Genomic DNA, 12,696 nt, shown 5'->3' on the forward strand with positions numbered 1-12,696 from the left:
GGGTGTGGACGTTGGAACGCCAGCGCGACGCCGATTCTCCCGGTGATCCGCCAAACGGCAGCCCACGCCTTCCCACAGGCCTGCGACCTGACGTCGCACTGGTAAAGTACGCCTATAAGGATTCCAAGAATAACCACCAGGACCTGCCATGAAACCGTCGATCCTGGGCCTTTGCGCCCTGCTCTCTGCTGCCCTGCCCATGACGTCCAGCTACGCTGATGTCATTACTCTGAGGTTTTCCCATGTGGTGGCACCGGAGACCCCCAAGGGCAAGGGCGCTCAACTGTTCCAGCAACTGGTGGCGCAGCGCCTCGCCGAGCAGGTCCAGCTGGAGGTGATGCCCAGCGGCACGGCCTTCACCGATGCCGACGAACTCCAGGCGCTGCAGGACGGCAAGGTCGACATCCTGGCGCCGGCGATCAGCAAGCTCACCGAACTCAGTCCCAAACTCAAGCTGTTCGACCTGCCCTTCCTGTTCGAGAGTCGCGCGGCCCTCGATCACTTCCAGGCGCGCCCCAGTGGTCGCCAGCTGCTGCACAGTCTGGAGCCGGCCGGCATCATCGGCCTGGCCTACTGGCCCAACGGCCTCAAGCAGCTGGCGGCGCGCAAGCCCTTGCGCGAACCCGGCGATGCCAGGGGGCTGGTATTCCGCATCCAGAATTCCGACGTCCTCCAGAGCCAGTTCGAGGCCCTCGGCGCCACCGCGGTCAGGCTGCCCTTCAACCAGACCCTGCAGGCGCTCACCACGGGCACCGTCAATGCCACCGAGAACACCTGGTCCAACTACTGGAGCCAGCGCCTCGATCAGCAGCAGCGCTATTTCACCGAAAGCAATCACGGCGCCCTGGACTACATGCTGATCGTCAAGGCGGATCGCTGGCGCACCCTGCCCTTCGCCATACGTAGCACCCTGGAGGAAATCATCGACCAGGTGACCTTCGAGGTGAAGAAGCAATCCGAGGCGGAAAACCAGCACGATCGCGCGCGCATCGCCGCCGCGGGCGGCAGCGAGATCATCACCCTTACCCCCGAGCAACGGACACGCTGGCGCGAGGCCATGCGCCCGGTGTGGCAACGCTACGAAGGCGAGCTCGGCGCCTCCCTGCTCAAGGCCGCCGAGACCTCCAACTAGAAGCGCTGTTGCGGCGGTACGGCCCAGCGGCGCAAGGGCAGGTTGCCCGGCTCGCGGCACTGCAGATCGCGAAAGGGCCCCGCGACCCGCACCCAGCCCGCGCCCGGCGGCGTCTGGGTACAGAACTCCTGGCCATCCGTGTTGCTGCGCCAGCGCCAGTAGGCCGCCGGCTCGGCGAAGGCGTGGGTACCCAGCAGCCCCAGCAGCCCCAGCAGGACGATCATCAGGGTCCTGCCGGCGGCTCGCCGGAACCTCTCGCGCGATAAGCATGTCGGTTTGAGGGTAGTCCCCTCGAATTCGCACAGGATTTTCGCCATGCCGCTGTCCGTCTTGCGTAGCAAACCCACCCTCCTCGCCCTGGCCCTGGTTGGCGCCGGCCTCGCCCTGACCGGCTGCGCCCGCGATCCGGAAAAACGCTCGCTGGGTGCCGAAGCGGTCAGCAATGCCAAGAGCATGGCGCGTACCGATGCCGACATGCAGAAGGTGCTCGACAAGTACGCCAGCTTCGATCCCAAGGCCGTGGAAAAGCTCACCGCCCAGCAGGCCCGCAAGCAGCCTACCATCGCCGATGCGGTCAAGGGCGTCCTGCAGGACGAAGGTCGTCCCACCCAGCCCGAGGCCCTGGTGCCCGGCGTGACCAGCGTCGACCGCGCCGTCGACGGTGCCGCCGGGGTATTGCCCGCCCGTATCTACACCCCCGAAGGCCAGGGTCCCTTCCCGGTCATCCTGTATTTCCATGGCGGCGGCTGGGTGTTCGCCGATCGCAACGTCTACGACGGTGGCGCCCGTGGTCTGGCCAAGCAGGCCAATGCCATCGTGGTGTCGGTGGACTATCGCCAGGCGCCCGAATACAAGTTTCCGGCCGCCCATGACGATGCCCTGGCGGCCTATCGCTGGGTGACCACCCATGCCGGCTCGCTGAATGGTGATCCGCAGCGCCTGGCCCTGGCCGGCGAAAGCGCCGGGGGCAACCTGGCGGTGGCGACCGCCGTGGCGGCGCGCAAGGCCGGTCTCACCGCGCCCAAGCACGTGCTGTCGGTCTATCCGGTGGCCCAGACCAACACCCATACCCAGTCCTACGAACAGTATGACGACGCCAAGCCGCTCAATCGGCCGATGATGCTGTGGTTCGTCGAGCAGGTGACCCGTACGCCTACCGACCTCAAGGATCCGCGCCTGGACCTGACCCGTGCCGACCTCGCCGGCCTGCCGCCGGTGACCATCGTCAATGCCGAGATCGATCCCCTGCGTGATGACGGCGGCTTCCTGGAGACTGCCCTGCGTCAGGCCGGCGTCCAGGTGGAGCGCAAGGTCTATCCGGGCGTAACCCACGAGTTCTTTGGCACCGCTGCCGTAGTGCAGAAGGCCAAGGACGCCCAGGCCTATGCCGGCAGCCGTCTCAAGGCCGATCTGGGCAAGTAACCACAGCTTGTTCGTTCTGCATACCGCCGGCTCCGCGCCGGCGGTATGCAGTCATCCTGGAAACAGCAAGGGACCCGCCTCGCGCATGAAGATCTCGCAGGTCTTGGGGCCTACCCCCTTCAGGGTCTGCAAACGCCGCTCGAACTCTGCACGATCGACGCTGGCCTCGCGCAGGCGGAGAAAGCTGCCACCATAGTCCTCCTGCAGGTGGCGGCAGACGTCCAGCAGGCGCATGGCCGTGCTCTCGTCATAACGTCGGTAATGCCCCTCACCAAGGTAGTCGACCAATTGCTGCCGGCCCAGATTGAGCAGCTTGCGCGGCGTGTCGCGACCGTATTTGCGATAGAGCACCTTCCAGGCCTGGGCAGCGATGGACTGGGAGATGCGCTTGCCGAACAGGTAGCTCGCCAGGAACCAACCGAACAGTGCCGGTTCGTCGTCCACCGTTAGCGTCAGGCCGAGATCGGCCGCTGAAGTCGTCTTGCTCAAGCCGTATCCCTCGCGTCAGGCGTCTTGCCTAGGGAGGCTCTCGCACGGCTGAGGTTCGAAAGCAGCGACAGCCGGCAGGCTACTGGCGGATCACCTCGCCGCGTTGCGGGGCCAGGCGTGCCAGCAGGGCATTCTGCGCCCGCTCCGGGACGCCCTCACGCCGCATGGCCAGCTGCAGGTCTTCCACCAGGGCATTGAAGTCGGCGGGTTGCAGATTCAGACCGCGATGACTTTCTGCCATGCTCGCCCCTCCATAGCGACAGGGACCGCCTGCATCGACGCAGAATTTCTGGATGAGCAGACTGCGCAGGCGCGCGATGTCGACGTTGGCGAAGTAGTGCCGGATCCGCCCGTCACGCGCCACATTGAGCAGCATCCCCTCGACGATCCGGGTGATGCCGGGCTGGCCACCCAGCTCCTGATAGAGCCGATCACCCGCCGGCGGCTGGGGCGCGCACCCCAGTATCAGCAGCAGCGCCGCCAGTACCAGTGTTTTCCCCTGCATCAGTAGCTCCCCTGCAGCGACAGATAGAGACCCTGCTGATCGTCCAGGGTGGCGATCTCGCCCAGCCAGGCATAGGCCAGCACCAGCGACAGGTGCTTGTTGGGGAAGTAACCGACGAAGGTATCCATCCAGTCGCTCTCCCGGGTGAAGGACAGATTCCGCGGCTTCTCGCGGTACTCCATGCCTACCGCCCAGCGAGGATTGAAGAACACCGCGGCCGAGCCTTCCTTGAGCCATTGACGGCTGTCGTTGCGGTCGCCACCGAAGCCCAGCAGCCCCATCTCGTTGGCGCGGCTGTACCTGAGACCGACGTTGACCAGGAGGTTGTAGCCGAAGGCACCGCCCAGCAACAGCCGACTGGCGCCCAGGTAGCCCTCGACATCGCTGTCGCGCCGCGCGCCCACGGCGGCAGGTATGTCGAAATCCCGTTGATGCTTGTACTGCACCCCCACGGCTATCTGCGGCATCCGGTCGTAGATCAGGTCACCCGCCAGGCGCACCTTGGCGCCGACGATGTCCTGGCTCAGGCTGTCTTCCTCGAGCTTCATCAAGCGGCGCAGGGTCGGCATGTCCAGGCGCTGGCGGGCATAGGAGACTTCCACCCGATTGTCGTAGGCCACCGCCACGCCGGCCGCATCGAGCCGGTAGTCACCGGTCCACACCCGGGTGGCAAAGGCCGTGGCGCCGGGCTGGCCGCTTTCGCCATAGCCACCGATCACCGCCCAGGGCGTGATACCGCCGCCCGCCGCGCCTTCCAGACTGCTGGCGCCGCCGGTGGCCAGCAGCTTGCCGCCGTCGGCCTGGGCACCGGTCGCCAGCAGCAGGCCAGCCAGCAGCCAGCCGTGATTCATGACAACGCCTCCAGCACCGGCTGGCTCTGCCGCTCCATCCAGGCCTCGAATTCCGCGGCCGGTACCGGGCGGCTGATGTAGTAACCCTGGATCACATCGCAGCCCCAACTGCGCAACAGCGCCAGGGCCCGGGCTTCCTCGACCCCCTCGGCGACCACCTCCAGACCCAGGTTGTGGCCCATCTCGATGGTCGAGCGGACGATGACGGCGTCATCGTTGCCTGGCGCCAGTTCCTTCACGAAGGACTGGTCGATCTTCAATTCGTCCACCGGCAGCCGCTTCAGGTGCGCCAGCGAGGCATGCCCGGTACCGTAGTCGTCCACCGACAGCCGGATGCCCAGCACGGACAGCTGCGTCAGCAACGCGATGGCCGCCTCGGGATCGTCCATGATGGCGCTCTCGGTGATCTCGAAGGTCAACTGCCGCGCCGAGACGCCGGCGTCATCGAGCCAGCCCATGACGCGCTCGGGCAACCGGGCATCGGCCAGGTCGACCGCCGAGACGTTCACCGACACCTTTACCTCGCGGTCCTGGGTCTGCCAGAGCGCCAGTTGCCGGATGGTCGCCTGGATCACCCAGCGGGTGAGTCCGGCCATGCTGCCACTGCGCTCGGCCAGTGGAATGAATTCACCCGGCGAGACCATGCCCAGCTCGGCATGGCGCCAGCGCAGCAGCACCTCGGCCTGGTGCGGCCCACTGCCCTGCAGGGCCACCTTGGGTTGGAACACCAGCATCAATTCACCCCGCTCGCCCGCCAGCGGCAGATCGTGAACCAGTTGCAGACGCCGCTGCTGGGCCGCATCCCGACCCTCATCATAGACCCGCAGGCGATCCGGCACCTGGCCGGCATCGAGCATGGCACTGCGCGCGCGCTCGATCAGCAGGGTCGGGTCGTCGCCATGGCGGGGATACTCGACGACGCCGATCCGGCAACTCAGACGAAACAGCTGACCTTCCCATTCGATCGGTTCGGCCAGTGACAGGCGCAGTTGCTCAGCCAGACCCACCGCGCCTTCCAGGCCGACACGGCAGAACTGCACGAGAAATTCGTCGCCCACCGGGCGCGACACGCAGCCGCGCCCGGCCAGCAGCACCTGGGCCCGCTCGGCCACCATCCGGAGGATGCGATCGCCCCCGGCGACCCCGGCGCTTTCATTGATCGCCTGGAAGCCATCCAGCCCCAGGTACAGCAGCGACACCTGGGACTGGGTGGCGATAAAGACCCGCAGCCGCTCCTCGGCCAGGATGCGATTGGGCAGTCCGGTCAGGGCGTCGTGCAGGGCATTGTGGTTGAGCCGCTGCTCGCGCTCGGCGATCCCCTGGCGCATCTCCTCGAGCACCTGTGCCAGCCGGCCGAATTCATCGCGGCGCTGGACCTCCACCTTGACCCCATAGTCCCCCTGGCCGATGCGCCAGGACATCAGCGACAGCTGCCGCAGCGGCTGGGCCAGGTTGCGCGCAAGCCAGAGGGCACCTAGCAGGGCCGCCAGCAGGGCACCGCCGGCGATCAGCGCCAGTTGCCCGAGCAGGGGTTCGAACTCCGCCATAGCGACGTCCAGCGAACGCAGCAGATAGACCTGTACCGGATGATCGGCGGTCCCGAGGGTCAGCCGCTTGACCTGATAGAGCCGGCCGTCCAGGGTCAGCTGCCAGATGTCGCTGCCCTGGGGTGAGGTCGCCAGCCCATGCAGCAGCAGCCGTCCCTGCTCCTCCGGCAGGGTACTGGCCATCAGCGCGGCTTCGCCGAGAAACACCACGTCCAGATTGATCAGCGAGCGAAATTCCTCGGCCATGGCCTGATCCATGGCGAAACTCATCACCACCTGGGCGATGGGCACGGGGGCACGGACCTGCACCGTGACCCGCAACTGCGGCAGGCCGGTACCGGCCTGCACGCAACTGCCGTCATTGCCCGATGCCATCGCGACGGGCAGACGCTCGCCTTCGCTATGCGCCGCCACGGTGCTGGCGATCAGCCGGCCGTCCAGGTCCAGCAGGTAGGTATCGCCCGCGCCCACCCGGGCGCCATGGTTGGCCAGCACCGACCTCAGCGTCGGCACATCGCCACTGGCCACGGCATCGCGAAAGCCGAAATCGGCGGCGAGCACCCGCACGGCATCGTTCAGCCGGCGGCAGCGGCCGTCCAGCACCTGGCGGAATACCCGCGCCCCAGTGTCGAGCTGGTCATAGGACTGGCGCACGGCACTGGCCTCGGTGGCAGCCTTGACCGTCAGATAGACCAGGGTGATGACCACCAGCATCAGCAGGAAGAGGCTGCCGGCGATGCGGGTCTGGAAACTATGGATGAGCTTCATCGTGCGTGGCCTTGTGGAAGGCATCCTCGAAAGCCGAGCTCGCCGGTTCCGCAGGCTGCGGCTTCGGCTGGACCGCCAGCTGGAGTTTCAGGGTCACCGGCTTGCCCGCCACATCCAGCGCAGGCTGGGCAACCTCCTGCTTGTCGCTGAGGTCGGGGTGCCACAGTGCCAGCTGATAATGACCGTCCGGCGCCTCCAGTCGGACCCGGCCCTGACTGTCGGTCACCGCGGAGCGCCCGGCGGTGGTCACGTAGACGTAACCCACCATCCAGTCGTGGATGTTGCAGCCCACCACCACCACGCCGGGCTGGTCGAACACCACCGGCGTGCTGGGCAGCCCGTGGTAGAGCGGCAGCTCGAAGCGCTTGGGACTGGAAAAGGAATACACCTGATGGCGAATGTCATCGGTATTGGGAAAGCTCACCGCCGTGCCGGTGGCCACCACCAGGACATGGGGGACGAACCGCCGATTCTGCTGATCGATCGCCGCGGGCTGTCGCTCGGGCACCAGGCCCTGGCCCGACAGCATCACCACGGCATCGGCCAGAGGTGCCCCCTGACCGTCGACCACCTGCACCGCGACCTCGGCCGCTTGCGCAGCTCCCAGGCCCAAAGCCAGCCATCCCGCCACAAACCAATGCTTGTTCACCCGCTGCTCTCCACCACGCGCCCTTGGAAACTCCCGCCGGCTTCGCGGCGTGACTTCAGCTTTAGCGGCAGTGCCGGGGGAATCTTTATCGTCGCGGTGGCCAGGCTTCGTTCCGGTCGTCGCACTTCGAGCGGTACCCGGCGGTCAAGAAGGACAGGTCTTTGCCTGCGTTGAAAAAGCGCCGCCCTCGCCCCATGTTGGCCTCACATCCAAGCCCAAGGTACGCCAATGAGCGATCAGGACAATCAAGCGGATATTCTCAGCGAAGAAGCCGGCCAGACCGGCCTGGTCCTGCCTGGACAGAATCTTCCCGACAAGCTCTACGTCATTCCCATCCACAACCGGCCCTTCTTCCCGGCCCAGGTCCTGCCCGTCATCGTCAATGAAGAGCCCTGGGCGGAAACCCTGGAACTGGTGGCCAAGACCGACCACCACTGCCTGGCGCTGTTCTACATGGAGCAGCAGCCCGGCGATGCCGAGGGTTTCGATCCCGACCAGCTGCCGCAGCACGGCACCCTGGTGCGCATCCACCATGCCACCCGTCAGGACGGCAAGCTGCAGTTCGTCGCCCAGGGCCTGTCGCGGGTGCGTATCCGCAGCTGGCTGCGCCGGCAGCGGCCGCCCTACCTGGTGGAGGTCGAGCACCTGCGCCCAAACCCCGATCCCAGCGACGAGGTGAAGGCCTACGGCATGGCGCTGATCAACGCCATCAAGGAGCTCCTGCCGCTCAATCCGCTCTACAGCGAAGAGCTGAAGAACTATCTCAATCGCTTCAGCCCCAATGATCCCTCGCCGCTGACCGACTTCGCCGCCGCCCTCACCACCGCGCCGGGCGACGAACTGCAGCAGGTGCTCGATACCGTGCCCATGCTGCAGCGCATGGAAAAGGTCCTGCCGCTGCTGCGTAAGGAGGTCGAGGTCGCCCGCCTGCAGAAGGAGCTGTCCGCCGAGGTCAATCGCAAGATCAACGAGCGCCAGCGCGAATTCTTCCTCAAGGAGCAGCTCAAGCTGATCCAGCAGGAACTGGGCATCACCAAGGATGATCGCAGCAGCGACATCGAAAGCTTCCGCCAGCGCCTGGAAGGCAAGATCCTGCCCGAAGCCGCCCAGAAGCGTATCGAGGACGAGCTGAACAAGCTGTCCATCCTCGAGACCGGCTCGCCGGAATACGGTGTCACCCGCAACTACCTGGATTGGGCCACCGACCTGCCCTGGGGCGTCCACGGCCAGGACAAACTGGACCTCAAGCACGCGCGCAAGGTACTCGACCGCCATCACGCCGGGCTCGACGACATCAAGAATCGCATCCTCGAATTCCTCGCCGTGGGCGCCTTCAAGGGTGAGGTGACTGGCTCCATAGTGCTGCTGGTGGGCCCGCCCGGGGTGGGCAAGACCAGCATCGGCAAGTCCATCGCCGAATCCCTCGGCCGTCCCTTCTATCGCTTCAGCGTCGGCGGCATGAGGGACGAAGCCGAGATCAAGGGGCACCGGCGCACCTATATCGGTGCCATGCCCGGCAAGCTCGTCCAGGCGCTGCGCGACGTCAAGGTGATGAATCCGGTCATCATGCTCGACGAGATCGACAAGATGGGCCAGAGCTACCAGGGCGATCCGGCCTCGGCGCTGCTGGAGACCCTGGATCCGGAACAGAACGTCGACTTCCTCGACCACTACCTGGATCTGCGCCTGGACCTGTCCAAGGTGCTGTTCGTCTGTACCGCCAACACCCTCGATTCCATCCCCGGCCCCCTGCTGGACCGCATGGAGGTCATCCGCCTCTCCGGCTACATCGCCGAGGAGAAGCAGGCCATTGCCAAGCGCCACCTCTGGCCCAAGCAGCTGGACAAGGCCGGGGTGCCCAAGGATCGTCTGACACTCACCGACAGCGCCCTAAAGGCCCTGGTGGAGGGCTATGCCCGCGAAGCCGGCGTGCGCCAGCTGGAGAAGCAGCTGGGCAAGCTGGTGCGCAAGGCGGTGGTCAGGCTCATCGAGGATCCCAAGCTCAAGGTGAAGATTGGTGCCTCGGATCTCGAGGACTACCTGGGCATACCGCCTTTCCGCAAGGAGCAGGTGCTGTCCGGAGTCGGCATCATCACCGGCCTGGCCTGGACCAGCATGGGCGGCGCCACCCTGCCGATCGAGGCGACGCGCATTCATACCCTGAATCGCGGCTTCAAGCTCACCGGCAAGCTGGGTGACGTCATGAAGGAATCCGCCGAGATCGCTTACAGCTACGTCACCGCGCACCTCAAGGACTTCAAGGGCGATCCGAATTTCTTCGACCAGGCCTTCGTCCACCTGCACGTCCCCGAAGGCGCCACGCCCAAGGACGGTCCCAGCGCCGGCGTCACCATGGCCTCCGCCCTGCTGTCGCTGGCCCGCAACCAGGCGCCGAAGAAGAACGTGGCCATGACCGGCGAACTGACCCTCACCGGTCAGGTACTGCCCATCGGCGGGGTACGGGAAAAGGTCATAGCGGCGCGGCGGCAGAAGATCAGCGAACTGATCCTGCCGGAGCCCAATCGTGGTGACTTCGAAGAGCTGCCCGCCTATCTCAGGGAAGGGCTGACCGTCCACTTCGCCAAGCGCTTCGCCGACGTGGCCAAGGTGCTCTTCTAGTCCGACCGGCCAATCTCTTGGGGTATGCTCTGCGTTTTGCCGTCATACCCCGGAGGTTTTCATGTCCAACCGTCTATTGTTCTGCGGCTGTCTGCTCCTGGCCGGCTGCAGCAGTACCCAGCCGAGTGGCAACCTCATCCTGGGCGACGACAGCGACTGCACCCCGCTGGCCATGCACACGGGCCAGGAACTGACCCTGACCCTGCCCAGCGATCCCACCAGCGGCTATCGCTGGGCTGTCCTCCAGCGCAGCGACAATCTCAGGCAACTCGGCCCGGAAGTCTTCCGCGAACAGCGCCAGGATCAGGGCGGCATCGGCAGCGCCGGTCAGTCCCTCTGGCGCTTCCGCGCCCAGAGCGCCGGCAGCGCCCATCTCGAACTCCAGGCCCGCCAGCCCTGGGATGCCGAAGCCGAGCCCCAGGCGCGCTTCGACTGCCGTATCGAAATCCGTTGACGCCACGTCCTGCAATGCCTGCCGGGGGTACAATGCTCCCTTTCGATTTTCCAGGTACCGCCCATGAGCGAAGCCGACCGCCTGTTCGCGTCGCCGCAACCTCCTGCCGACTTCACCTTCAACGAAGACGTGGTGCGCGTCTTTCCCGACATGATCAAGAGATCCGTGCCGGGCTATCCCACCATCGTCGAAAATCTCGGCGTCATCGCTGCGCGTTTCGCCCAGCCTCATAGCCGCCTCTATGACCTCGGCTGCTCCCTCGGCGCCGTGACCCAGGCCCTGCGCCGTCATGTCCGCGCCGAGGGTACCCGGGTGGTAGCCATCGACAACTCCACTGCCATGGTCACCCGCTGCCGCGAATACCTCAGCGCCCAGGATTCGATGCACGAGGAGTTGCTGCCAGTCGAAGTCGTGGAAGGCGACATCCTCGAGGTTCCGCTCGCATCGGCTTCGGTGATCGCGCTCAACTTCACCCTGCAGTTCATTGCTCCGGAACAGCGCCTGGACCTGCTCAGCCGTCTGCGCAACAGCCTGCTGCCAGGAGGAGCCCTGCTGCTATCGGAAAAGATCCGTTTCCCGGACGCTCAAACCCAGGCACTGCTCAACGGCCTGCACCTGGACTTCAAGAGAGCCAACGGCTACAGCGAACTGGAAATCGCCCAGAAACGCACCGCGCTGGAAAACGTCATGCTCACCGACACCCTGGACGAACACCGGGCACGCCTGCAGGCCGCTGGCTTCACCACCGTCGTGCCCTGGTTCCAATGCCTCAACTTCACCTCCCTGATCGCCCTGCCATGACCCAGCATCCTTACCTCGCAGCCCTGCAACAGGCGCTGGCGGCTACCTCGCTGGCTACCTGGTCCCAGTCCCTCGAAGCCGTCCTGGCCGCCAAGTACGCCCGTGGCCATGGCGATCTGCAGCGCTGGCAAGCGGGTATCGATGCGCTCCCTGAAATCGCTGTAGCAGCTGTCGATCTGCGGTATGCCGTGCGCCTCGCCGGCGCGCCTACCGCTGAGCAGCACCAGGCCCTGCGCGAGGCACTGCTGCAACTGCGGCCCTGGCGCAAGGGGCCCTTCCAGTTGTTCGATCTCCATCTGGACACCGAGTGGCGCTCCGACTGGAAGTGGGACCGGGTCGCCCCCCACCTGGATCTGCAGGGCAAGCGCGTCCTGGACGTCGGCAGTGGCAACGGCTACTACCAGTGGCGCATGCTCGGTGCTGGAGCCAACCTGGTCCTGGGCGTCGATCCCAACTGGCTGTTCCACTGCCAGTTCCAGGCCCTGCGTCGCTATCTGCCCGACCTGCCCACCTGGCACCTGCCACTGACGCTGGAAGAACTGCCCGCCCTGGACGGCGGCTTCGACACCGTCTTCTCCATGGGCGTGCTCTACCATCGCCGCTCGCCCATCGACCACCTGCTGGACCTGAGGAACTGCCTCGACAGCGGCGGTGAGCTGGTCCTGGAAACCCTGGTCGTCGAAGGCGATGCCGCCACCGTGCTGGTCCCCGAAGACCGCTATGCCCAGATGCGTAATGTCTGGTTCCTGCCCTCCGCGGCCGCCCTGCAGCTCTGGCTGCAACGCGCCGGCTATCGTGACATCCGCCTGGTGGACCTTACCCCCACGACGGTAGACGAACAGCGCTCCACCGAGTGGATGGGCTTCCAGTCGCTACCGGACTTCCTGAACCCGGAAGATCCCCGCCTGACAGTCGAAGGCCTCCCCGCCCCCCTGCGCGCCACCCTGATCGCCCGCAAACCCTGAACGCAAAAAGCCCGGCACATGCCGGGCTTTTTCTTGCTCTCTTAACGCCGTCTTAGGTGCTGCGGTAGGTTGGGCTGAGCACAGCGAAGCCCAACATTCAGACTCCAACCCTGGCCCCTCACCGCCCCGCCGCCATTCTCTTGATACCTGCAGCGGCCCCTCGTTGGGCTTCGCTACGCTCAGCGCCAACCTACGACGGTCCTGTGCCGCGCTTGAAACACAACAGCCCGGCGCAGCCGGGCTGTGGTAGCTCTTGTGCTCTTGCAGGCTTAAAGCAGCGCCTGCCTGGCAGGCACTGCTGCAACGTCTCCGCCGCGCCCCTTGTTCCCCTCTCTCCCCCGGGAGAGGGCTAGGGTGAGGGCCATCTCAGCTACGCAGCTTCAGGCCTGCGCTTGCCGATTATCTGCGCCCAGCATTCAAGCCCCCTGACGCCCGGCCAAACTTTTTCCGCCCCAAAGACAACACCCCCGCCAGAGTGAACTGAGCGGGGGTGC

At 65.7% G+C, this 12,696-nt stretch carries 12 protein-coding genes; 6 read left to right on the top strand and 6 right to left on the bottom strand.

Features of this window, described 5'->3' with window-relative positions:
- The first annotated feature begins 148 nt into the window (after positions 1-148).
- The gene (locus PVZ77_RS18660) at positions 149-1,132 is read left to right on the top strand and encodes a DctP family TRAP transporter solute-binding subunit (protein ID WP_273808026.1); all 984 of its coding nucleotides are present in this window, start codon (positions 149-151) and stop codon (positions 1,130-1,132) included.
- Here the strand turns inward: PVZ77_RS18660 and PVZ77_RS18665 are convergent.
- On the bottom strand, positions 1,129-1,356 hold the full coding sequence (locus PVZ77_RS18665; RefSeq protein ID WP_273808027.1) for a hypothetical protein: 228 nt from the start codon (positions 1,354-1,356) through the stop codon (positions 1,129-1,131). The genes PVZ77_RS18660 and PVZ77_RS18665 overlap by 4 nt on opposite strands.
- Positions 1,357-1,447: 91 nt before the next feature.
- Between PVZ77_RS18665 and PVZ77_RS18670 the strand changes: the two genes are divergently transcribed.
- Positions 1,448-2,554: an alpha/beta hydrolase gene (locus PVZ77_RS18670; RefSeq protein ID WP_273808028.1), complete on the top strand. Its 1,107-nt coding sequence runs from the start codon at positions 1,448-1,450 to the stop codon at positions 2,552-2,554.
- A 51-nt stretch (positions 2,555-2,605) separates the two neighbouring features.
- Here PVZ77_RS18670 and PVZ77_RS18675 read toward each other — a convergent pair whose 3' ends face one another.
- The 5 genes from PVZ77_RS18675 to PVZ77_RS18695 all read right to left on the bottom strand — a co-directional run bounded on the left by PVZ77_RS18675 (position 2,606) and on the right by PVZ77_RS18695 (position 7,363).
- Positions 2,606-3,043 (bottom strand): DNA methylase, encoded by a 438-nt coding sequence (locus tag PVZ77_RS18675; protein ID WP_273808029.1) that lies wholly within the window; start codon positions 3,041-3,043, stop codon positions 2,606-2,608.
- Positions 3,044-3,122: 79 nt separating this feature from the next.
- Positions 3,123-3,548, bottom strand: coding sequence for a group I truncated hemoglobin (locus PVZ77_RS18680; RefSeq protein WP_273808030.1), 426 nt, complete (start codon positions 3,546-3,548; stop codon positions 3,123-3,125).
- Positions 3,548-4,399: a DUF3034 family protein gene (locus PVZ77_RS18685; RefSeq protein ID WP_273808031.1), complete on the bottom strand. Its 852-nt coding sequence runs from the start codon at positions 4,397-4,399 to the stop codon at positions 3,548-3,550. Before PVZ77_RS18685 ends, PVZ77_RS18680 begins: the two co-directional genes overlap by 1 nt.
- Positions 4,396-6,714 (bottom strand): putative bifunctional diguanylate cyclase/phosphodiesterase, encoded by a 2,319-nt coding sequence (locus tag PVZ77_RS18690; protein ID WP_273808032.1) that lies wholly within the window; start codon positions 6,712-6,714, stop codon positions 4,396-4,398. Before PVZ77_RS18690 ends, PVZ77_RS18685 begins: the two co-directional genes overlap by 4 nt.
- Positions 6,698-7,363, bottom strand: a complete 666-nt coding sequence (locus PVZ77_RS18695) for a methylamine utilization protein (RefSeq protein ID WP_273808033.1) — start codon at positions 7,361-7,363, stop codon at positions 6,698-6,700. Before PVZ77_RS18695 ends, PVZ77_RS18690 begins: the two co-directional genes overlap by 17 nt.
- 228 nt (positions 7,364-7,591) lie before the next feature.
- Between PVZ77_RS18695 and lon the strand changes: the two genes are divergently transcribed.
- From lon to cmoB, 4 genes are all read left to right on the top strand, one after another.
- Complete coding sequence (gene lon / locus PVZ77_RS18700) at positions 7,592-9,982, top strand: endopeptidase La (RefSeq protein ID WP_273808034.1); 2,391 nt, start codon at positions 7,592-7,594, stop codon at positions 9,980-9,982.
- A gap of 61 nt (positions 9,983-10,043) precedes the next feature.
- A complete protein-coding gene (locus PVZ77_RS18705) occupies positions 10,044-10,436 on the top strand; it encodes a protease inhibitor I42 family protein (protein ID WP_273808035.1) in 393 nt (130 codons plus the stop codon).
- A 63-nt stretch (positions 10,437-10,499) separates the two neighbouring features.
- Entirely contained in the window at positions 10,500-11,237 is a 738-nt protein-coding gene (cmoA, locus tag PVZ77_RS18710; RefSeq protein WP_273808036.1) for a carboxy-S-adenosyl-L-methionine synthase CmoA, read from the top strand.
- Positions 11,234-12,202 (top strand): tRNA 5-methoxyuridine(34)/uridine 5-oxyacetic acid(34) synthase CmoB, encoded by a 969-nt coding sequence (cmoB, locus tag PVZ77_RS18715; RefSeq protein ID WP_273808037.1) that lies wholly within the window; start codon positions 11,234-11,236, stop codon positions 12,200-12,202. Before cmoA ends, cmoB begins: the two co-directional genes overlap by 4 nt.
- Positions 12,203-12,696 lie beyond the last annotated feature (494 nt).

It is taken from the genome of Pseudomonas sp. SHLD1 (genome assembly GCF_028640935.1).
GTDB classification, from domain to species: domain Bacteria; phylum Pseudomonadota; class Gammaproteobacteria; order Pseudomonadales; family Pseudomonadaceae; genus Chryseomonas; species Chryseomonas aestiva.

Excerpts from the sequence above, each read along its gene's own strand:
- PVZ77_RS18660 (WP_273808026.1), top strand. The coding sequence starts at position 149 with ATGAAACCGTCGATCCTGGGCCTTTGCGCCCTGCTCTCTGCTGCCCTG.
- PVZ77_RS18665 (WP_273808027.1), bottom strand. The coding sequence starts at position 1,356 with ATGATCGTCCTGCTGGGGCTGCTGGGGCTGCTGGGTACCCACGCCTTC.
- PVZ77_RS18670 (WP_273808028.1), top strand. The coding sequence starts at position 1,448 with ATGCCGCTGTCCGTCTTGCGTAGCAAACCCACCCTCCTCGCCCTGGCC.
- PVZ77_RS18680 (WP_273808030.1), bottom strand. The coding sequence starts at position 3,548 with ATGCAGGGGAAAACACTGGTACTGGCGGCGCTGCTGCTGATACTGGGG.
- PVZ77_RS18685 (WP_273808031.1), bottom strand. The coding sequence starts at position 4,399 with ATGAATCACGGCTGGCTGCTGGCTGGCCTGCTGCTGGCGACCGGTGCC.
- PVZ77_RS18690 (WP_273808032.1), bottom strand. The coding sequence starts at position 6,714 with ATGAAGCTCATCCATAGTTTCCAGACCCGCATCGCCGGCAGCCTCTTC.
- lon (WP_273808034.1), top strand. The coding sequence starts at position 7,592 with ATGAGCGATCAGGACAATCAAGCGGATATTCTCAGCGAAGAAGCCGGC.
- PVZ77_RS18705 (WP_273808035.1), top strand. The coding sequence starts at position 10,044 with ATGTCCAACCGTCTATTGTTCTGCGGCTGTCTGCTCCTGGCCGGCTGC.
- cmoA (WP_273808036.1), top strand. The coding sequence starts at position 10,500 with ATGAGCGAAGCCGACCGCCTGTTCGCGTCGCCGCAACCTCCTGCCGAC.
- cmoB (WP_273808037.1), top strand. The coding sequence starts at position 11,234 with ATGACCCAGCATCCTTACCTCGCAGCCCTGCAACAGGCGCTGGCGGCT.